General features: G+C 73.1%; 14 protein-coding genes. 8 read left to right on the forward strand and 6 right to left on the reverse strand.

What is annotated here, in order from left to right; all coding sequences use genetic code 11:
- Positions 1-11: 11 nt before the first annotated feature.
- Entirely contained in the window at positions 12-761 is a 750-nt protein-coding gene (locus CP975_RS28340; RefSeq protein WP_150477492.1) for a CTP synthase C-terminal region-related (seleno)protein, read from the reverse strand.
- A gap of 95 nt (positions 762-856) precedes the next feature.
- On the opposite strand from CP975_RS28340, the gene CP975_RS28345 reads away from it, so the two are divergent.
- From CP975_RS28345 to CP975_RS28355, 3 genes are all read left to right on the forward strand, one after another.
- Complete coding sequence (locus tag CP975_RS28345) at positions 857-1723, forward strand: LysR family transcriptional regulator (RefSeq protein ID WP_055532674.1); 867 nt, start codon at positions 857-859, stop codon at positions 1721-1723.
- A 65-nt stretch (positions 1724-1788) separates the two neighbouring features.
- The gene (locus tag CP975_RS28350) at positions 1789-2445 is read left to right on the forward strand and encodes a PDZ domain-containing protein (RefSeq protein WP_055532667.1); all 657 of its coding nucleotides are present in this window, start codon (positions 1789-1791) and stop codon (positions 2443-2445) included.
- A gap of 74 nt (positions 2446-2519) precedes the next feature.
- Positions 2520-3644, forward strand: a complete 1125-nt coding sequence (locus tag CP975_RS28355) for an aminopeptidase P family protein (protein WP_055532665.1) — start codon at positions 2520-2522, stop codon at positions 3642-3644.
- 27 nt (positions 3645-3671) lie between these two features.
- On the opposite strand, the gene CP975_RS28360 is transcribed toward CP975_RS28355, so the two are convergent.
- Positions 3672-4382 carry an aldo/keto reductase gene (locus tag CP975_RS28360; protein WP_246201656.1) on the reverse strand — a complete coding sequence of 237 codons (711 nt, stop codon included), beginning with the start codon at positions 4380-4382 and terminating at the stop codon, positions 3672-3674.
- Between the two features lie 200 nt (positions 4383-4582).
- Positions 4583-6328, reverse strand: coding sequence for a malto-oligosyltrehalose trehalohydrolase (treZ, locus tag CP975_RS28365; RefSeq protein ID WP_055532663.1), 1746 nt, complete (start codon positions 6326-6328; stop codon positions 4583-4585).
- 143 nt (positions 6329-6471) lie between these two features.
- Between treZ and CP975_RS28370 the strand changes: the two genes are divergently transcribed.
- Positions 6472-7023, forward strand: a complete 552-nt coding sequence (locus CP975_RS28370) for an FHA domain-containing protein (RefSeq protein WP_030787844.1) — start codon at positions 6472-6474, stop codon at positions 7021-7023.
- A gap of 42 nt (positions 7024-7065) precedes the next feature.
- On the opposite strand, the gene CP975_RS28375 is transcribed toward CP975_RS28370, so the two are convergent.
- On the reverse strand, positions 7066-8346 hold the full coding sequence (locus CP975_RS28375) for a M14 family zinc carboxypeptidase (protein WP_246201835.1): 1281 nt from the start codon (positions 8344-8346) through the stop codon (positions 7066-7068).
- Between the two features lie 417 nt (positions 8347-8763).
- Positions 8764-11235, reverse strand: a complete 2472-nt coding sequence (treY, locus tag CP975_RS28380) for a malto-oligosyltrehalose synthase (protein WP_150477494.1) — start codon at positions 11233-11235, stop codon at positions 8764-8766.
- Between the two features lie 81 nt (positions 11236-11316).
- Here treY and CP975_RS28385 point away from each other — a divergent pair, with 81 nt between their 5' ends.
- Entirely contained in the window at positions 11317-12642 is a 1326-nt protein-coding gene (locus CP975_RS28385; protein ID WP_150477495.1) for an MFS transporter, read from the forward strand.
- Here the strand turns inward: CP975_RS28385 and glgX are convergent.
- On the reverse strand, positions 12617-14725 hold the full coding sequence (glgX, locus tag CP975_RS28390; protein ID WP_150477496.1) for a glycogen debranching protein GlgX: 2109 nt from the start codon (positions 14723-14725) through the stop codon (positions 12617-12619). The two genes, CP975_RS28385 and glgX, sit on opposite strands and share 26 nt — an antisense overlap.
- Positions 14726-14883: 158 nt before the next feature.
- Between glgX and CP975_RS28395 the strand changes: the two genes are divergently transcribed.
- From CP975_RS28395 to CP975_RS28405, 3 genes are all read left to right on the forward strand, one after another.
- The gene (locus tag CP975_RS28395) at positions 14884-15675 is read left to right on the forward strand and encodes a hypothetical protein (RefSeq protein ID WP_055531135.1); all 792 of its coding nucleotides are present in this window, start codon (positions 14884-14886) and stop codon (positions 15673-15675) included.
- A gap of 64 nt (positions 15676-15739) precedes the next feature.
- The gene (locus tag CP975_RS28400) at positions 15740-17056 is read left to right on the forward strand and encodes a copper amine oxidase (RefSeq protein WP_055531136.1); all 1317 of its coding nucleotides are present in this window, start codon (positions 15740-15742) and stop codon (positions 17054-17056) included.
- Between the two features lie 104 nt (positions 17057-17160).
- On the forward strand, positions 17161-18402 hold the full coding sequence (locus CP975_RS28405) for an SAV2148 family HEPN domain-containing protein (RefSeq protein WP_150477497.1): 1242 nt from the start codon (positions 17161-17163) through the stop codon (positions 18400-18402).
- Positions 18403-18470: the final 68 nt, after the last annotated feature.

Below are 18470 nucleotides of genomic sequence, written 5' to 3' on the forward strand. Positions count from 1 at the left end.
CCAGGCAGGTACTAGGCAGGTACGCGCGCGTGCCGCACGGCGGCCCGCGCCAGCGCCTGGACGACCGGGTGCGGGCGTGAGCCGTCGCCGAACAGCTCGGGCTGGAAGAGGGTGGCCAGGAAGAAGGGATGGCCGGGGAGTTCGGCGATCCGGACCCGGCCCTCCTCGTCCTGGCCCGTGAAGCGCAGGCCGTGCGCGCGCAGCGTGTCGAGGTGGGGGCCGGGTCCGTAGGAGCAGTGGTAGCGCTCGATGGACCGGTCGGCGCCGAGCACCGATTCGGCGAGCGATCCGGGGGTGAGCGTCACCGTGCCCTCGTGGCCGACCAGCGAGCAGGCGAGCGGCTCGATGAGCAGGTCGCCGGCGCCGGGGTCGTTCTCGGCGTGCGCGACCGCGGTCAGGCCGCACACGTTGCGCGCGAACTCGAGCAGCGTGTGCTGGAAGCCGCCGCAGGTGCCGAGGAAGGGAATGCCCTCCTCGCGCGCGGTGCGGATCGCGGTCAGCGCTCCCGCCTCGCTGCGGTAGGGGCTGCCGGGCAGGACCCACACCGCGTCGAAGCCACGTACGGCTTCCGGCTCCTCGGCGTCCTCGGTCGGGACCCAGTACGCGTCGAGGACGAGGCCGTCGTGGGCGGCGAGGGCGTCCAGGAGGAGCGGCAGCCGGTTGTGGGAGGTCACGTTCGGCGAGCGTTCGCCGATCAACGCGATACGTGCCGTGGGGGAGTTGTGCGCCGCGTCGGCGGTCATGGCTGTGTCAGTCGTCATGCCGATCATCCTGGGCGCGGCCGGCCGTTCACGTCCAACGATGAAATCTGCATTCTCCATAAGTGTTCCTGATGGGGGTGCGCGATCCTTGGCGCATGGATCCACACCTCCTGCGTACGTACGTGACGGTGGCCCGCCTCGCCTCCTTCTCCGCGGCCGCGCGCGAACTCGGCTACACCCAGTCCGCCGTCTCCCAGCACATAGCGGCCCTGGAACAGGACCTCGGCGCCGCTCTGCTGACCCGCCGCCCCGTGGCGCCCACCCCGGCGGGCGCGCGCCTCATGGAACACGCGGGCCCCCTGCTGCTGCGCCTCGACGCCGCCCGCGCCGAGGTCATGCGCATGGCGGCCGCTCCCGAGCAGGGCCTGACGCTGGCCACCACACCGACCGCGCTGACCCGGCGTACGGCCGAGGCACTGCCACCGGCCGGCGTCACCCTGTCCGTGCTGCCCCGCGACGAGATTCCCGCGGCCGTCGCGACCGGTGCCGTCGACCTCGGCCTCGTCGACGGCCTCGCCGCACCGAACGACCCGCTGCGCCTGCCCGACGTGGCACCCCTGACCGCGCGGGGCGTCGGCCAGGAACCCGTCGCCGTGCTGCTCCCCGAAGGCCACCCGCTGGCCCGCCGCACCGGACTGCGCCTCGGCGACCTCGTGTACGCGCGCTGGATCGACGCGCCCGACACGGGCCTGCCGCTGGCCCAACTCCGCGCCGCGAACGGCACAGCGGGCTTCCGGCCCGCGCTGCGCTACGACGGCACGGACCTGCGCACCCTCGCCGCGCTGGCCGCCGCGGGCCACGGCCTGACCCTGCTGCCGCGTGCGGCCGCCGCCGAGGTGCCGGGCGCGGTCGCCGTGCCGCTGACCGCGCCCCGCGTCGTCCACCGCACGGAGCTGCTGCACGCCGGGACCCTGCGCGGGCCCGCCGCGGCGCTGGCGGCGCAGCTGGACGTCAGAGCCTGATCTCACCCGTTCGTGAGGCATCGCCGCCGGGTCGCGCCGGGTAGAGCTGTGGCCGGAGGCGAGCCATGGAACAGACCGCGTTGCGTCCCAAGCCGATGCCAGGCCGGAGCCCCGGCCGCAGCCCAGGCGACCATTCCGAGAAGGGCCGCCGCCCGTACGCCGTGCGGCGTCGCGGCAGGCGCCTGACGGCCGTGCTCGGCGGCCTGCTCCTCGCGGTGCTCCTGGTGCTGGCGGGCGTCGGCATCGGCACGGTGGGCGTCACCGTCATCGGCATGGGCGGAGTCGCCGAGACGGCGAAGGCGGCGGCCCCGCCGGGCGCGCTCCGGCAGGCCGCCGGGGGCCTCGGCGCAGAGGAGCCGAAGTCCGAACCGTCGAGGCCCGAACCGTCGAAGCCCGCGCCACGGAACTCCGGAGCGGCCGACGGCCCCGCCCCCGCCTCCGCGAATCCCGCCGGGGCCTCCACTCTCGGCGTCGAGGCCGTCGACGCCCCCGACGGCCGGGGCGCGCTGCTCGTCGGCGTGCACCTCCCGGGCCCGGGCTACGCCGCGGGCCTCGTACGCGGCGACACCCTGCTCGCGTTCGGCGGGGTACGCGTCGGCTCGGCGGCCGCTCTCGCGTCGGCGGTCGCCGCCGCACAGCCGGGCAAGGAGGTGCCCCTGACGGTCCGCCACAAGAACGGCAACCGCCAGATCCTCTCCGTCAGGCCGGGCATCGTGACCTGAGCCAGCCCCTTCGGCCGGCTCGCGGTCACCCGCGGCGGAAGGGAGGATGCTCGCGTAGCCAACAGGAGGCCCTCATGAGCACCGCGCCCGCGCCCTTCACCGCCGACGACTACAGGGCCCGTATGGAGCGCGCCGCTGCCACGGCCGCCGACGCGGGCCTCGCGGGCGTCCTCGTCGCCCCCGGCCCCGACCTCGTGTGGCTCACCGGCTACCGGCCGACCGCGCTCACCGAACGCCTGACCGTCCTCGTGCTCGCCGCCGGACAGGAACCCGTCCTCGTCGTGCCCACCCTGGAGGCCCCGGACGCCGAGCGCGCCGCGGGAGCGCCCGCGCTCACCCTGCGCGACTGGACCGACGGCAAGGACCCGTACGCCGTCGCCGCCCCGCTCCTGGACGTGTCCGGCCGCTTCGCAGTGAGCGACAACGCCTGGGCGATGCACCTGCTCGGCTTCCAGAAGGCGCTGCCCGGCACCTCGTACGTCTCCCTCACGGAGGCGCTGCCCATGCTGCGGGCCGTCAAGGACGCCGCCGAGCTGGAACGCCTCGCGGCGGCGGGCGCGGCGGCCGACGCGGCGTACGAGGAGATCCAGAAGGTCCCCTTCGCGGGCCGCAAGGAGATGGACGTGGCCGCTGATCTGGCCGGTCTGCTACGGCGGTTCGGACACTCCCAGGTGGACTTCACCGTCGTCGGCTCCGGTCCCAACGGCGCCAATCCCCACCACGAGGCGGGCGAACGCGTTATCGAACACGGCGACATGGTCGTCCTCGACTTCGGCGGCCTGCTCCACGGCTACGGCTCGGACACCTCCCGCACGGTCCACGTGGGCGAGCCGACCGCCGAGGAGCGGCGCGTGCACGACGTGGTGCGCGAGGCGCAGGCGGCGGGCTGCGCGGCGGTGCGGCCCGGGGCGGCCTGCCAGGACGTCGACCGGGCGGCCCGCGCCGTGATCACCGAGTTCGGCTACGGCGACTACTTCATCCACCGGACCGGCCACGGCATCGGCGTCACCACCCACGAACCGCCCTACATGATCGAGGGCGAGGAGCAGCCCCTCGTGCCCGGCATGTGCTTCTCCGTGGAGCCCGGCGTCTACCTGCCCGGCCGCTTCGGCGTACGCATCGAGGACATCGTGACCGTCACCGACGACGGCGGGCGGCGCCTCAACAACACCGCCCGCGACATGGCCATCGTCGACTGACCGCTCAGGACGTCCGGTTGAGGGGCGTCAGGCGAAGTCCGTCCGGGGCCCGCTGCGTGGCTCGCGGCCCGGGTAGTACGCGAGGACGTTGTACGGGTACGGCAGCGGACGCGCGCTCGCCGACGTCAGCCGCTCCTGCTGCTCGGGCGTCAACTCCCAGTCCACACAGCCGAGGTTGTCCGTCAGCTGCTCCACCGACCGGGCCCCCACGATCGGCGCGGTCACTCCCGGACGCTGGAGGAGCCACCGCAGGGCGACCTGGGCCGGTGTGCGGCCCGCCTCCTCGGCGACGTCCAGGAGCGCGTCGACGACCCGCCACGTCTCCTCGGTATTCCGCTCCTGCCAGGCGTCCGAGCCCCGCGCGCCCTGCGGGGGCGCGGCCATGCCGCGGCGGAACTTGCCCGACAGCCAGCCGCCCTGCAAGGGGCTGTACGGGATGACGCCCACGCCCTCCGCCTCGCTGAGCGGCAGCAGCTCCCACTCGGCCTCGCGCACCAGGAGGTTGTACACCGGCTGGAGGCAGGAGTACGGCTCCCAGCCGCGCGCCCGCGCCACGTCAAGGGCCTTCTGCAACTGGGCCGGGGAGTGGTTGCTCGCGCCGAGGTAGCGCACCTTGCCCGCCTTCACGAGGGTGTCCAGCGTGGACAGGGTCTCCTCGATCGGCGTCGTCGCGTCCCACACATGTGTCTGGTACAGGTCGATGTGGTCGGTGCCGAGGCGGCGCAGGCTCGCCTCCACCGCCGACAGGATGTGCTTGCGGCTCAGCCCGCCCGCGTTCGGGGCGTCGCCTCGTCCGCGCCGCTGCCGAACATCATCGCGCCGAAGCACAACTCGCTGACGCGCAGCCCCGTCCGGCCGAGGAATCGCTGCTTCATGGCGTGCCTCCCCTTGGTGGGCCCTCAAGATAGGCGCTTCGGCGGGCCGTGTGGACAGCTGCTCTAGGCGACGCCCACGACAGCGCACGACTCGCCGGGCAGCCGCAGCACGCCGTCCGCGCCGGGCGGCTCGACCGGCTCCCAGGCGGCGAGCACGCGCGCGTGGTTGTTCCCGAGCGGGACGGCGGCGGGATCCTTGCCGAAGTTCACAGCGACCTTCAGGTCCCCGCGCCGGAACGCGAACCAGCGCGCCTGTTCGTCGTACGCGACCCGCACCGCCGCCAGGTCGGGATCCATCAGGTCGGCGCGGGCGCGCCGCAGGGAGATCAACTCGCGGTGCCAGGCGAGCACGCGCGCGTGGTGCCCCGATTCCGGCTGAGACCAGTCGAGGCAGGACCGCTCGCGGGTGGCCGGGTCCTGCGGGTCGGGAATGTCCTCCTCCGCCCAGCCGTGCGCGGCGAACTCCCGCCGCCTGCCCCGGCGCACGGCCTCGGCCAGCTCGGGATCGGTGTGGTCGGTGAAGAACTGCCAGGGCGTCGTGGCCCCCCACTCCTCGCCCATGAAGAGCATGGGCGTGAAGGGGCCCGTGAGCGTCAGCGTGGCCGCGCAGGCGAGCAGGCCGGGGGAGAGGGAGGCGGAGAGCCGGTCGCCCTGCGCGCGGTTGCCGATCTGGTCGTGGGTCTGCGCGTACCCGAGGAAGCGGTGGGCGGGCGTCCGCGCACGGTCCACGGGGCGGCCGTGGGCGCGCCCGCGGAACGTCGAGTACGTCCCGTCGTGGAAAAAGCCGCGCGTCATCGTCTTGGCGAGTGCGGCGAGCGGGGCCCGTGCGAAGTCTTCGTAGTAGCCCTGCGACTCGCCGGTGAGCGCGGTGTGCAGCGCGTGGTGGAAGTCGTCGTTCCACTGCGCGTGCAGACCGAGGCCGCCGCTCGCGCGCGGGGTGACGACGCGGGGGTCGCCCAGATCGGACTCGCCGATCAGGGCCAGCGGCCTGCCGAGATCGCCCGCCAGGGAGTCGACGGCCGTGGACAGCTCCTCCAGGAAGTGGCACGCGCGCGTGTCCCGCAGCGCGTGCACCGCGTCGAGCCGCAGCCCGTCGAGCCGGTAGTCCCGCAGCCAGGCGAGCGCGCTGCCGATCAGATAGGCGCGCACCTCGTCCGAGCCCGGCGCGTCCAGATTGACCGCGGAGCCCCAGGGCGTGTGGTGCGTCTCGGTGAAGTACGGGCCGAAGGCGGGCAGGTAATTGCCGGACGGACCGAGGTGGTTGTGCACGACGTCCAGGACCACGCCGAGGCCCTGCGCGTGCGCCGCGTCGACAAAACGCTTCAGCGCCTCCGGGCCGCCGTAGGGCTCGTGCACCGCCCACAGGGACACTCCCTCGTACCCCCAGCCGTGCCGGCCGGGGAAGGGGCACAGCGGCATCAGCTCCACATGGGTGACGCCGAGGTCCGCGAGGTGTTGGAGCCGGTCCGCCGCCGCGTCGAGCGTGCCCTCGCGCGTGTACGTCCCCACGTGCAGCTCGTACAGGACCGCCTCCCGCACGCCGCGCCCCGCCCATGGCGTCCGCCACGCGTACCGCTCGTGCTCGACGACCGCGCTGAGGCCGTCGGGGCCGTCCGGCTGGCGGCGCGAGCGCGGGTCCGGCAGCACGGGGCCGCCGTCCAGCGAGAAGCCGTAGCGCGTCCCGTCCCCGGCCTCCGCGTCCGCCGTCCACCAGCCCGCGCGGTCCCCGTCGCGCTCCATCGCGCGCGTGGCGCCCGCGCACTCCAGAGTGACCTGCCCGGCCTGCGGCGCCCACACTTCGAACCTCACCGACGTGCCCCCTCGTCCGCTGTTCGTCACACCTGCGTCCCATGGTGCGTCAGAAGTCGCCTGTTCGTGGGCGGAAGAGATCGATCGACCGCCGCCCGCGCCCATTCTGGACACCTGGGGCGAGGTTGCCCGACAATCCCTTGGTGACATCCTCTTTCGAGTTCTCCACGTACCCCGCGCGGGTGACGGACGCCGAGCGCGACCGGGCGCTGGACGCACTCAAGGAGGGCGCGGCCGTCGGCAGGCTCTCGCACGACACCTTCCTGCGGCGCATGGAACTCGTCCTCGCCGCCCGCAGGCCCGACGAACTGGCCGCCCTCACCGCCGATCTGCGGACCGAGGGCCGCTGGTCGCGGATGGTGCTCGGCAGCGTGGAAGCGGTCTCCGGGTTCACCATGAAGCTGCGCAGGGCCTGGCAGGCCGAGCGCCTGCCGAAGCTGCTGCTGCCCTCGCCCGACAGCCCCTACCCCCTGCGGATCGGCCGTGACCCGGCCAATGGCCTGCGGCTCAGCCACGACACGGTCTCGCGCGTGCACGCCGAGCTGCGCCGGCAGGGCGGCATGTGGGTGCTGCGCGACCTCGGCTCCACCAACGGCACGTCCGTGAACGGCCGCAGGGTGACCGGCGCCGCGCTCGTCCAGGACGGCGACCTGGTGAGCTTCGGGCGGATGGCCTTCCGCCTGGCCGTGAGCTGAGCCCCGGCCGCGCGCCCGACCGGCCCCGGTAGGCGGGGCCGGTCACTTCTGTAGCTGTACGCGCGCGTGGCGCGCGGCGGCCACCGCGGTCCGTGACTGGTGCTCCACCTGGTGCTCCAGCGGCACCCACCGCGCCTCGAACCGCTCGGCGAAGGCCTCGCTCCACCGTGTCACGAGCCGGTCGAGGCGGGGCGCCGCCCGGTCGCCCGCCTCGTCGAGGACCCGCAGCAGCATCGCGGCCGCCCGCAGCGGCAGGCGCCGCCCGAACGCGTCGACGCTCCCGACGTACGCCACGGTGGTGTCCGCGGGCGGCAGGCGGACCCAGTCGTCGGCGAGGCCCGGCGCCAGCGCGAGTCCCCAGCGCGCGGCCCGCAGCAGCGGCCCGGCGTGGCCGGCCAGCCGGGGCAGCGCCTCGGCCAGGATCTCCTCGACGAGCCTGCCGTCCCTGCGCAGCCGCCGCGCGAGCGCCCGCAGGGCCGGTCCCGGCGCCGGGTGCGGCGCCGGGTCGTCGACGAGGTCGCTCGCCCACATCGGCACCTCGACGATCGCGGTACGGCCGCCGTACCGATGGGCGTGGTGCCAGGTGGTGAGCCGGGCGTCCTCGGGCAGGCTCGGGTAGGCCGCCGCCGCCCCGGGCCCCGGCAGTACGTGGACGCCGGGCCCGGAGACCGGCCAGCCCGCGGCGTCCGACGCGCCCGTCTCCACCGGAATGTGCAGCTCCGCCGCCGACTTGGCGAAGGGCTCCGCGAGGCCGGGGATGTCCTCCGTCAGCTGCACCCAACTGCCGCCCAGATCGGTGCCGTGCAGGGACACCTGCAAATAGGGCCGCAGCTCGTCGATGACGGCGGTCAGGGCGCGCGTCTCGGGCGGCAGCCGGTGAGGAGGCAGTACGGAGGGCGACCACTCGGGCTGCTCCGGACCCGCGGGGCGGAAGAAGTGCCGGTGGTAGTCGAGGAGCGAGCGCGGGGCGGGGGTGCGGTGCAGGCTCGCGCCGTCCGGGTCCGCGCAGAGCAGGAAGTGCCAGGAGGTGTCGGCGCGCAGCCGGGCGTCGCGCAGGGTCCGCTCGGCGAGGTGCAGGAGGGTCGAGCCGCCGGCGGGCTCGTTGGCGTGGGCGCCCGCGACGACGAGGACCGCGCGGGAGGCGTGCCCCACGGACAGCAGGTGGAGGGGCCTTCCCGCGCGTGAGGTGCCGATCTGGCGCAGGGCGGTCAGTTCGGGGCGGTGTTCGGCCAATTGCCGAGCAGCGGCGATGAGTTCCGGAACAGTGGGATAGCGCTGCACCGCCAGTTGACTCACCCCCGTCCGGTCCGCCACCGACGCAATCCGCAGTACGCCACGCCCCCGAGCGGGTGTCAAGGACACGCGCGATAGGGGCATTTGTACGACGCCGCCACCTCTGTCCCTGCCTCCCGCACACCTGTACGGAACCCACGCGGGCCCCCTGTCCCGCCACGGGCCTGTGCCTTGCGGGTGGCTCGGTTTCACCGTTCCTGCGGGCGTGGTGGCGGCGCATCCTGATCGCGGCGCGGGCCGTGCCGCCCCTGGCGCAGTGTCCCGTCCCCAGCCCCTGGGTCGCTCTCCGCCCCGCGGCTGCGGCAGCCGGGCGCCCGGACCGGCACGGGCTGTGCCGTGCGGGCAGCCTGGCCACGGCCCCCTGCGGCCCTACGGGCACGACCCGGGGCGCACCCCGATCGCGCCGCGGGCCATTGCCTACCGGCAGTTCGCCGTCCCGATCCGCCGCTACGGCGTTCGCCGCCCCGCCCCCTGGCTGACCGGCTCCCCGGAGTCGTCCGCCCGCTCCAGCAGCACCACAGGCGACTTCGCGAAAAGCTCCTCCGCGCGTGCGCGGCCCTCGAACTCCCGCCCGGGGGACAGCAGATCGGTCCACCGCCCGCCCGGGAGCGGAAGCTCCGTCTCCCGCCAGCCGCCCACCTCCGCAAGCCGCAGCGACAGCCGCGTCACCGCGACCACGACCTCCCCCGAGCGCGTGAACGCCACACAGTGCGCGGCGCCGGGCCCCTCGGCCGTCAGCGGCTCGTACGTCCCCGCGTCTCCGAACAGCTCCGGGCGCCGTCGGCGCAGCCGCAGCGCCACCGCCGTGAGCGCCAGCTTCTCCTCCGCGAGGTCCGCGGGCTCCGGCCGTGTGTCGAGCCGCTCCAGGACGTGCGGCTGGAAGCGCGCGGGCCGCCGGTTGTCCGGGTCGACCAGCGCGCGGTACTCGCCCTCCGTGCCCTGGTAGAGGTCGGGCACCCCGGGCATGGTCAGATGCAGGAGCGCGGCACCCAGGACGTTCACCCGCACATGGGGCGCCAGTTCCCGCGCGAGGTCCGCGACGGCGTACAGCGGGGGCCCGCACGGCCCGGCCTCCACGAAGGCGCTCACGGCCTTCTCGTAGGCCTCGTCGGGCTCGGTCCAACTGGTGTGCAGTCCCGCCTCGCGCACATGCTTCAGGAGCGCGTTCTGCAACCGCATGTCGTACGGGAAGCCGAAGCCGACCGCCGTCTGCCAGGCGGCCCACGCCAGCTGGGGGTCGGGGGCGCGGACACCTCCCTCGCGGGCGGTCCGTTCCGTCACCTCGGCGAGGAGGTCGGCCCACCGGTCCGGGCACTGCGACAGGAGGGAGATGCCCGCGCGCACGTCGGCGCTGCGCTTGGTGTCGTGGGTCGTCAGGACCGTGCCCGTCCAGGGCCAGTCGCGCTGCACGCGCGCGCAGTACGCGTGGAACTCCTCCACGGAGACCGCGGGCCGCTCGGGCGCGCCGCCCACCTCCGCCGCCGAGAGGAGCGGCGCGTGCCGGTAGAACGCGGTGTCCTCGACGGCCTTGGCGCGCAGCGCGGACGCGGTCTGCGCGAACCGCGCGCGGAACGCCGCCACGGCGGCCCCACCGCTCCCGTCCGCCGCCCCGGCCCTGCCCAGCGCCAGATCCCGTACGACGTCGACCGTCTCGGCCTCCTCGGGCACGCTGAAGACGGCCCTGGCCTCCTCGGCGGCCCGCGCGGTGAGCACCGTCTCGGGGGCGGCGCCCCCGGACACGTACGGCCGGTAGACGGGAAGCCGCACGAGGAGTTCCCGCAGGGCCGTGCGCAACGCCCACGGCGCGTGGTCCCGCAGGGCGGGGTCGGCCGCGCAGATCGCGGCCGCCGCGCGCGTGAGGCGGTCGACCTCGGCGGCCAGCTCGCGCGTGACGACCTTGTACGCGGCACGGCGCACCGTCGCGGCCCACTCGCCGCCCCGGTCGGCCGGCGGCGCGGCGAAGCGGCGGTACTGGCCGAGGAGTTCCCCCGCGCCCGCCGGATCGGTGAGGACGCCGTCGAGATGGCGCAGCGCGTCGTAACCGGTGGTGCCCGCCACCGGCCAGGCCGCGGGCAGGTGCTCGCCGTCGGCGAGGATCTTCTCGACGACCGTCCAGCGCCCGCCTGTCGCCTCGTGGAGCTTCTGGAGGTACGCCCCCGGGTCCGCGAGCCCGTCCGGGTGATCGATCCGCAGTCCTTCGACGACCCCCTCGCGGAGCAGCTGGAGGATCTTCCCGTGGGTCGCCTCGAAGACGTCCGGGTCCTCGACGCGGACTCCGATGAGGTCCGAGATGGTGAAGAAGCGCCGGTAGTTGAGATCCGTACGGGCCAGTCTCCACCAGGCCAGTCGGTACCACTGCGCGTCCAGCAGCTCGGGCAGGGGCAGCTCTTCCGTTCCCTCCCGAAGCGGGAACGCGTGTTCGTGATAGCGCAGGACGTCCCCGTCGACCCGCAGCGCCGTCAGCTCGTCCCCGAGCCGCGCCCCGAGGAAGGGCAGCAGGACGCGCCCGCCGCCCGCGTCCCAGTCGATGTCGAACCAGCGGGCGTACGGCGAACGGGGTCCCTCGCGCAGCACCTCCCAGAGCGCGTGATTGTGGCGCGGCACCGCCGCCATGTGGTTCGGCACGATGTCCACGACCAGGCCGAGACCGGCCTCGCGGGCGGTGCGTGCCAGGGACCGCAGCCCCTCCTCGCCGCCCAGTTCGTCCCTCACGCGGGCGTGGTCGACCACGTCGTAGCCGTGCGTCGACCCGGGGACGGCCTCCAGCACCGGCGACAGGTGCAGATGCGAGACACCCAGCGAGGCGAGATGGGGGACGGCGGCCTCGGCGGCCGCGAAGGGGAACTCCGGCTGCAACTGGAGCCGGTACGTGGCGGTCGGCGAAGGAGGCACCGCGGGCCTTGTGCGCTCTGGCGTCATGCGAAGGTACGTACCCGCCCCGGCGGCTTTCGTGTCATCCGCTCATGCGCGTCCGCTCAACGGCGTCGTTAGCGTCAGACGATGGCTCGGGGCACGCGGGACGCGTATCGCACAGTGATCGGCATGACGGGGGCGCTGCTGCCCGTCGTCTCGTTCCTCGGCAGGCTCCCCGTGGCCGTGATCCAGTTCGGCAGCGTGCTCCTGGTGACGAAGACCAGCGGGTCGCTGGCCACCGGCGGCGGCGTCGCCTGCGCGCTCGCGCTCGGCCAAGTGGGCGCCGGGCCCTTCGTCGGGCGCCTCGCCGACCGGCACGGCCAGCGGGCGGTGGTGCTCGTCCTCTCGCTCGTCAACGCCGCGGCGATCGCCGCGTACACCGCGGGTGCCGTCGCGGACCTGCCCACGCCCGCTCTCGTCGCCCTGGGCGTGCTCGCGGGCGCCACGGTCCCGGGGGTCGGCCCGCTCGCCAGGGCCCGCGTCGTCGCGCTGATCCGTGCGCGGGGCGGTGACGAGCGGCTCGCGGGGACCGTGCTCTCCCTGGAGAGCACGATGGACGAGCTGTCCTTCGTGCTCGGCCCCGCCCTGGTGGGCCTGGCGTCCGTCGTGGGCCATCCGGCGTACGCGTTCGGCGCGGCGGCGCTCCTGGTCGCCGTCTGCGGCACGGGCTTCGCACTGCACCCCACGGGGCGCACCGCCAGGAGGAGCCCGCGAGGACCGGCACGCGCGCGTGGGGCACGGCCGCTCCTGCCACGCTCGGTGTACGTGGTACGCGTCGGGCTCCTCTTCCTCGGGGTGCTGCTCGGCGCCTGCGGGGCGGGCATCACCGCGCTGACCGAGGAGCTGGGGCAGCCGGGGCAGGCCGGGCTCGTCTACGCGGCGATGGGCGTCATGAGCGCCGTGGTGGGGCTCTCCATGGCCGCGCTGCCCGACCGCTTCGGGCTGCTGGCGCGCTGGCGCGTGGCGACGGCGGCCGCCGCCCTCCTGTCGCTGCCCCTGGTCTGGACCGACAGCCTGGCGGCCCTCTACGGAGTGGTCACCTTCTTCGGCGCGGTCTACGCCCCGAACCTCATCACGGGCTTCGCGCTGACCGAGCGTTCCGTGCCGCCGCAGCGGCTCGCGGAGGGCATGACGTTCGCGGCGAGCGCGTTCGTCGGGGGGCAGGCGGTGACGCTGGCGGTGGCCGGGCGGCTGGCCGAGGCCCACGGGCCGGGGGCGGCGTTCGCCCTCGGCAGCGCGGCCGCGGCGGCGGCGTTCACGGTGGCGCTGATCGCCCGCCACGAACCGCCCCGCCACGGACCGCCCCGCCACGAACCGCCCCGCCAAGACCTGCCGCCCCGCGAACCGCCCCGCTCCGAAGCCCGCGCTCGGCAGCCCCGCGCCCCCGTCACGCCGGACGCTGCAACACCGTAAGGCTGCGGTCGGTCAGCGTCAGCCGGTCGCCCGCCCGCACCTTCGGCCCCGAATCCGACGCCACCCCGTCCGGACGCGCCGTGTCCACCACCACCTGCCACTGGCGGCCGTGGTTGACCGGCACCACGAACTCCAGCGGTTCCGGCGACGCGTTGAACATCAGCAGGAACGAGTCGTCGGAGATCCGCTCCCCGCGCGATCCCGGCTCCGAGATCGCGTTGCCGTTCAGGAACACGCTCAGCGCCCGCGCGTGCGAGGCCTCCCAGTCGCGCTGCTCCATCTCCGCGCCCTCCGGGGTGAACCAGGCGATGTCGGACAGCTCGTCGTGCGTGCCCTGGACCGGGCGGCCGTGGAAGAACCGGCGCCGGCGGAAGACCGGGTGGTCCCGCCGCAGCATCGCCATCGCCCGCGTGAAGGCCAGTATCGGGCTCTCGCCGTCGGGCCAGCGCACCCACGCCACTTCGTTGTCCTGGCAGTACGCGTTGTTGTTGCCGGCCTGCGTGCGCGCGAACTCGTCGCCGTGGCTGAGCATCGGCACGCCCTGGGAGAGCATCAGCGTGGCGATGAAGTTCCGCATCTGCCGCTCGCGCAGGGCGAGGACGCCCGGATCGTCCGTCTCGCCCTCGACGCCGCAGTTCCAGGAGCGGTTGTGGCTCTCGCCGTCGCGGTTGTTCTCGCCGTTCGCGTGGTTGTGCTTCTCGTTGTACGACACGAGGTCGTGCAGCGTGAAACCGTCGTGGCAGGTGGTGAAGTTGATGGACGCCAGCGGGCGCCGCCCGTCGTCCTGGTAGAGATCGGACGAACCGGTCAGCCGGGAGGCGAACTCCGCGAGGGTGCGCTGCTCGCCCCGCCACAGATCACGCACCGTGTCGCGGTACATGCCGTTCCACTCGGTCCACAAGGGCGGGAAGTTGCCCACCTGATAGCCGCCCTCGCCGACGTCCCAGGGCTCGGCGATCAGCTTCACCTGGCTGACCACCGGGTCCTGCTGCACGAGGTCGAAGAACGACGACAGGCGGTCCACCTCGTGGAACTGCCGCGCGAGCGTCGCCGCGAGATCGAAGCGGAAGCCGTCCACCCGCATCTCCGTGACCCAGTACCGCAGCGAATCCATGATCATCTGAAGGACGTGCGGCGAGCGCATCAGGAGCGAGTTGCCCGTCCCCGTGGTGTCCATGTAGTAGCGGGGGTCGTCCGTCAGGCGGTAGTACGAGGCGTTGTCCAGGCCCTTGTACGACAGGGTCGGGCCCAGGTGGTTGCCCTCGGCCGTGTGGTTGTAGACGACGTCCAGGATGACCTCGATGTTCGCCTCGTGCAGCGCCTTCACGGCCTGCTTGAACTCCAGGACCTGCTCACCGCGGTCGCCCCAGGAGGCGTACGCGTTGTGGGGGGCGAAGAAGCCGATGGTGTTGTAGCCCCAGTAGTTGTTCAGGCCCATGTCCACCAGGCGGTGGTCGTTCACGAACTGGTGGACCGGCATCAGCTCCAGGGCGGTCACACCCAGCCCTGTGAGGTGCTCGATGATCGCCGGGTGGCCCAGCGCCGCGTACGACCCGCGCAGTTCGTCCGGAAGGTCCGGGTGCAGCATCGTCAGGCCCTTCACATGGGCCTCGTAGAGCACCGTCTCGTGGTACGGGGTCCTGGGCGGCCGGTCGTCGCCCCAGTCGAAGTACGGATTGACCACCACCGACGTCATCATGTGCGGCGCCGAGTCCAGGTCGTTGCGCCGGCCGGGGTCCTCGAAGTGGTAGCCGTACACCTCCTCGCCCCAGTCGACGCGCCCGCTCACCGCGCGCGCGTACGGATCGAGCAGCAGCTTCGCGGAGTTGCAGCGGTGCCCCTGCTCGGGTGCGTAGGGGCCGTGCACGCGCAAGCCGTACCGCTGTCCCGGCATGATGCCGGGGAGGTAGGCATGCCGCACGAACGCGTCGGACTCACGCAGCTCGACGGCGGTCTCCGAGCCGTCGTCGTGCAGGAGACACAGCTCCATCCGCTCTGCGGCCTCGGAGAAGACCGCGAAATTCGTGCCGGCTCCGTCGTACGTGGCACCTAAGGGGTACGCCTGCCCAGGCCAGACCTGCATGCATATGACTCTTTCACTAACGCCCCCTCGGGCCGGGGCCACTTTGGCCAGAGTCTGCCCGAAAGTGGGGCAACCACCCTTGAGTTGAACCCGTCTAACCGTCCGACCACATACTCGGCATGCCCACGAATGGGGCGCCAGGGGAGTAGGGGGAGTAAGTGCGAGAGATAGTCAGACGCCACCTCGGGAAGGTGGTGGCGGGCGCGGCGGTCGCGGCGACCGCCACCGCGGTCGTGGTGGGCGTCAATCTGCCGGGTTCGGAGGCGGGCGCGTCGGGGGACCGCCAGGCCAACGCGGCAGCCGCGAAGCAGGACGCCATCGCCAAGGACGGCGTCGTCGAGGCGGCGCCCGAGGAGGGCGCCAAGGGCATCGGCAGCGACCCGCTGACCGACGAGGAGATTGAGCGCGCGGAGAAGGCATCGGTCAGCGGCCAGATGCGCTCCAGCGGCCGGGACGTCGAGGGGGACCGCGGCCCGCAGCTGCTGTCCACGAACCTCAGCGAGCCGGACCCGACCGACGCGGGGGCCGCGGCCCCGCGCAGGGCCGAAGTCGTCTACTACGACTACAAGAAGGACGCCGTCATCACCAAGACGGTGAATCTGGAGTCCGGCAAGGTGGACGACACGACCACCGCGCAGAACGTCCAGCCGCCACCCAGCCAGGAAGAGCTCGCCGAGGGCGCCAGGCTGCTGATCGCCGACCCGCTCGGCAAGGGGCTGAAGAAGGACTTCAAGCACGCCACGGGCAAGGCGCTGACCGGCCCGCAGCAGCTTCAGCTGAGCGGCATGGTCTTCCGCAAGGAGACCGTCAAGCGGGTGCCGTCGGACCTGACCGAGTGCGGCAAGCACCGCTGCCTCCAGGTCGTCACGAAGGTCAAGAACGGCCCGTGGATCGACACCCGGTCCCTCGTCGTCGACCTGAGCACCCGCACGGTCGGCCGCCTCGGCTGATTCCGGCCAGTCGCGCAGGACACCACACATCAACTTCTCCTCGTACGAGGGAGCCCACTCCACCATGCACGTCAACAGACTTTCGCGCGCCCGCAAACGGGCCACTCTGGCCGTCGCGGTCTCCGCGCTCCTCGGTGGCGCCCTGAGCGTCGCCGCCCCCGCCTCCGCCGCCCCCAAAGCGCCCAGCGCGCCCGCCGCGGCGGCCGACTGCAGCGACGCCTACAAGATCGAGCAGACCCTCGACGGCGGCACGACCTGGCGCATGTGCTGGCACTACAACACGCTCTCGGGCCTGATACTCGACAAGATCAGCTACCAGCCCAAGGGCGAGGCGAAGCCGATACCCGTCCTGACCAGCGCCCGGCTCGCCCAGGTGCACGTCCCCTACGACGACGGTCAGGCCGAGTACGACGACGTCACCGGCACCGACTTCGGCCAGGCCCTGCAAAACCTCGCCCCCGGTGAGTGCCCCGGCGGCACCATCAAGACCGTCAAGGTCCCCAACCGCGGCGAGGTGAAGGGCCTGTGCACCACCACGCGCGCGCGTGGGCACGCGTACCGCCTCAACGACGACGCGAGCACCGGCGGCTCCGGCAAGGTCTTCAGCGGCCAGGGCAAGGACCTGCTCGTCTACACCGTGAACAAGGCCTCCTGGTACGAATACATCACCGAGTGGCGCTTCTCCTCGGACGGCACGATCACCTCCAACGTGGGCGCGACCGGCAGTCTCTCGCCGTACGACTACGACGGCGGCGACGACCGCGGCTGGCCCATCGGCAAGGGCGACCAGGCCAAGGCCGAGAGCCACGCCCACAACGTCTTCTGGCGGCTCAACTTCGGCCTGGACGGTTCCCCCAAGGCCAAGGTCGAGCAGTACGACTCCAAGGTCACCCCGCCCACCGGGCCGGGCAGCCCCACCACGAAGACCACCCGCACCAAGGTCACCAAGGAACTCGCCGGTGACCGCAAGGACATGCGCTGGTGGCGCGTGGTCAGCGGGGCGGGCAAGAACACGGACGGCCACCCCAGGTCGTACGAGATCGTGCCGGGGGCCAGCAACAAGCACGCGGGACGGCCCTTCACCAAGCACGACGTGTACTTCACCCAGTACAAGAAGTGCGAGCAGTACGCGAGCAACAACATCGGCTGCCCGGCGGGCAGCCCGGACAGCGTCGACAAGTGGGCGAACGGCGAGAGCCTCACGCACCCCATCACCTGGGTGCACATCGGCTTCCACCACATCGCCCGTGACGAGGACCAGCAGCCGATGCCGGTCCACTGGCAGGGCTTCTCGCTGGCCGCGCGCGATGTCACCGCTATGAGCCCGCTCACTCCGCAGGATCTCGCTAACCAGAACGGTCAGCCGCCGATGGGCGGTTGAGGAAACACCCGGCCCATCCGGCTGCACCGCCCGCCGCTCCCGGAGTACCCTTCCTTGATCGTTGACCGGGGGAGTGGCAAGGGGGAACGGAAGGCGGTGCGCGGGTGAGCTCGGGTGGGCGGGAGCTGCCCTCTGGTGACGAGGGTCACGAGGGGGGCTCCGCGGACGTACCCGCCGGAGCGGTGTCCCTGGCACGGCCGGTGGAGATGGGATCTCAGATCGGACCGGAACTGGACTGGGGTGCCGACGCCTGGCGCGAGGTCCGTACGCGCGCCCAGCGCGCCGGGCGCGCCTACATCTGGCTGAATCTGGTGGAACAGCGGCTGCGCGCGGTCGTGGCCGCTGTTCTGCGCCCCGTCTACGAACCCGTCCACGCGGACGACTGGGTGGTCGCCGCGGCGGGCCCCGCGGGGCAGGAGTGGGTGCAGCGGGCCGTCGCCGTGCGCGAAGTGAGCCGGCGCAAGGGCTACTTGCTCGACCCCGCCGACGACAACGTCCTGAGCTTCCTCACGCTGCCCCAGCTGCGCGAGCTGATGGTGCAGCACTGGCCGTGCTTCGAGCCGTACCTCGACGACCGGCGCGATGTCGAACTGGCCCTGGACGAGCTGGAGGTCACGCGCAACGTCGTCTCGCGCAACCGCGCGCTGTCCGCGGCGGTCCTGGCGCAGGCTGAGCGCGCCTCCGCCAAGCTCTTGGACATACTCGGCGCGGGTACCGACACGCCTTCCGCGCGCCGCCTTCCGGTGGACGCCGTCGAGGACCTGGTCGGCGACCGTTACGCGGACGTGGTGGCGGTGCACCCGGACCGGGTGCGCCTCCTGCGGCAGTTCCCCGCGGAGGACATCTTCGGCGGGGCCCGCCGCCTCGACGCGATCGGCATCGGCCTCAACCTCCTCGTGCAGAACTTCTCCGGGCGCCGTCTGGTCCGGCTCGCGGAGTCCGGCTGCCGGGTGCGGCTGCTCTTCCTCAACCCCGCGAGCAGCGCGGTCAAGCGCAGGGAGCGGGAACTGGGCATCAAGAAGGGTGAGTTGAGCCGCTCCGTCGAGATGAACATCCTGCACATGCGCCGGGTGCGGGCGCGCCTTCGCGATCCGGGGGCCTTCGAGATCCAGGTCTTCGACGAGACGCCGCGCTTCACCGCGTATCTGGTCGACGGGGACGGCGCGGACGGCATCGCCGTCGTCCAGTCGTACCTGCGCGGGACCCGCGGCATGGAGGCACCGGTGCTCGTGCTGCGCGGCGGCGGCCGGGTGGTGAAATCGGGTGATACGGACGAGGGCGGTCTTTTCCCGACATATCGCGAGGAGTTCGAGCTGGCGTGGGCGGACTCGCGCCCGGTGTCCTGACCCCTCCCGCCCCGGCGCTTCGGTGCGCTCGGGCCGGGTAAGCGGAACGCGGACCTCGGATTGTCAGT

This window comes from Streptomyces alboniger, assembly GCF_008704395.1.
In the GTDB taxonomy this organism is placed as follows: domain Bacteria; phylum Actinomycetota; class Actinomycetes; order Streptomycetales; family Streptomycetaceae; genus Streptomyces; species Streptomyces alboniger.

Coding starts and splice junctions, on each gene's coding strand:
- CP975_RS28340 (WP_150477492.1), bottom strand. CDS start 761: ATGACGACTGACACAGCCATGACCGCCGACGCGGCGCACAACTCCCCC.
- CP975_RS28345 (WP_055532674.1), top strand. CDS start 857: ATGGATCCACACCTCCTGCGTACGTACGTGACGGTGGCCCGCCTCGCC.
- CP975_RS28350 (WP_055532667.1), top strand. CDS start 1,789: ATGGAACAGACCGCGTTGCGTCCCAAGCCGATGCCAGGCCGGAGCCCC.
- CP975_RS28355 (WP_055532665.1), top strand. CDS start 2,520: ATGAGCACCGCGCCCGCGCCCTTCACCGCCGACGACTACAGGGCCCGT.
- treY (WP_150477494.1), bottom strand. CDS start 11,235: ATGACGCCAGAGCGCACAAGGCCCGCGGTGCCTCCTTCGCCGACCGCC.
- CP975_RS28385 (WP_150477495.1), top strand. CDS start 11,317: ATGGCTCGGGGCACGCGGGACGCGTATCGCACAGTGATCGGCATGACG.
- glgX (WP_150477496.1), bottom strand. CDS start 14,725: ATGCAGGTCTGGCCTGGGCAGGCGTACCCCTTAGGTGCCACGTACGAC.
- CP975_RS28400 (WP_055531136.1), top strand. CDS start 15,740: ATGCACGTCAACAGACTTTCGCGCGCCCGCAAACGGGCCACTCTGGCC.